At 61.3% G+C, this 2,001-nt stretch carries 1 protein-coding gene; it reads right to left on the reverse strand.

The features are described from left to right. Positions 1 to 571 precede the first annotated feature (571 nt). A complete protein-coding gene (locus ACR0P8_RS09490; RefSeq protein WP_432624821.1) occupies positions 572 to 1,987 on the reverse strand; it encodes a DHA2 family efflux MFS transporter permease subunit in 1,416 nt (471 codons plus the stop codon). Between the last annotated feature and the right edge of the window lie 14 nt (positions 1,988 to 2,001).

A 2,001-nucleotide genomic window follows, 5' to 3' on the forward strand; every position in this document is an offset into this window, starting at 1 on the left:
CGACGCGAACCTCAAGATCACGTGCGTTGTGCTCTTGTTGTGGTCAACACTGTAAATCGTTAATCGTTTAATGTCAAACGTTAAACGATTATCCCAACTGTTAGCGCTCTCATAACGTCATTTCCGCCGCATCATGCAAACGTAGGCATCGGCACCACCCCGCCATTTCCGCCCTCAATTGCCGCAAAACCCAATCACGACACGCCGTTAATCGTTTGATGCTCATCACCGGCACACTCATATATCGTCATCCATGCATAACTATCGGCACACCATACGATTCCGTCATTCCAACCGATCGCTCCGCAGTTGCCCGATTCGGCGGAACCGGCCGACTCTCCTCTGTTCATGCCCGCACGAATGGCCGATTCCCCCGAAAAGGACACCGCTGTACAGGCTCCGCCTCCGGCCTGTCGCACTATGCGACGATCGGCGTAGGTTCGGATACGCCCACAACGTATAACGGTGCCCAGCAGCATATAAAAAGCGCCGGGCGCATATCCACATGCACCCGACGTCATAATCACGGTCACAGCCACGGCGGCCGCGACCGCAGACCTATGGGAAGCCCCTACCGCTGCTCGCGGCCCTCCTTCAGGAAGAAGGAGAATATGAATACGATCACGACCAGAACCAGGCCGAACACATAGCCGTACCGGGAACCGGCAACGAAGCTCTGCGCCTCGCTCGCCCCGGACCCCATGCCCAGCAGGCAGGTGGCCACGGCGGTGCCGATGGCGCCGCACACCTGCTGCATGGTGTTGAGAATCGTGGAACCGTCGGCGGCGAGCTCGCGCGGCAGACCCTTCAATGCCGCGGACTGCGCGGACTGCTGCATCAGCGGAATGCCGATCATGAACACCACGTGCGCCAGCACGAAGAACGCAGGAGCGGTGGTGACGCCGATAACCAGGAACAGCACGGAGCCGATGATGGCCACCACGGCGCCGGCACGCACCAGCGGGCGTGCGCCGACCTTGTCGTACATGCGGCCGGTGGCGAACGAGCAGATGGCGTTGATCACGCCGCCCGCAAGCATCAGCATGCCGGCGACGGACGAGTTAAGCCCCAGGCCACGCTGCAGTTCCTGCGGGGCAAGATACATGATCGCCAACGTGCAGGCGAAGGAGCAGGTGACCATCAGCGCCGGGGTACGGAAGGATGCGATGCCCAACGCACGCAGATCCAGCACCGGATTGTCGATGTGCAGCTGGCGGTACGCGTAGAACGCGACGACCACGATGCCGACGACCAGCAGCACGACCACCAGCGCGGAGAAGCCCATATCAGCCACCAGGCTCACGCCGGCAACCAGGCAGCCGAAACCGATCACCGATGCGACGACGGATAGGATGTCGACCTTCGGGCGGGTCGTTTCGATCGGGGTGACGAAGAAGGCCGCGGTGCACACAATGGCAACGAGCGCCACAACGGCGAACAGCACGAAGATCGCACGCCAGGAGAACGCGCCGATCAGAATGCCGGACAGGGTCGGGCCGATCACCGGCGCGAACATAATCACCAGACCGGCCACACCGTTGGCGGCGCCGATCATGAACGGCGGGAACACGCGCATGATCGCGGCATACATGGTCGGCAGCACAATGCCGGTGCCGATGCCCTGGATGATTCGACCGGCCAGCACCAGTGCGAATACCGGAGCGCATGCGGACAGCGCGGAGCCGACTGCGAAGCAGACCAATGCGAACAGCACCAGCGTCTTGGCCTTGATCCACTTGAGCAGGAATCCGACGCACGGCAGCACCACGCCGATGGCGAGCATGTAGCCGACAACCATCCACTGCGCGGTGCCGGTGGTGATGCCGAACGCATCGCACAGGTCGGGCAGGGCGATGTTCATGGACGTTTCGGACAGCATGCCCAGGAACGCGCCGATGTACAGGCCAAGCATCACCTTATGCGGATGCTTGAATTGGGGTTGATCATGATTCGATGGAGCGTGTTGCGTTGCTGCGCTTTGTGACACGGTTTCCCTTCGTC

Source organism: Bifidobacterium sp. (assembly GCF_050874245.1).
Classification (GTDB): Bacteria; Actinomycetota; Actinomycetes; order Actinomycetales; family Bifidobacteriaceae; genus Bifidobacterium.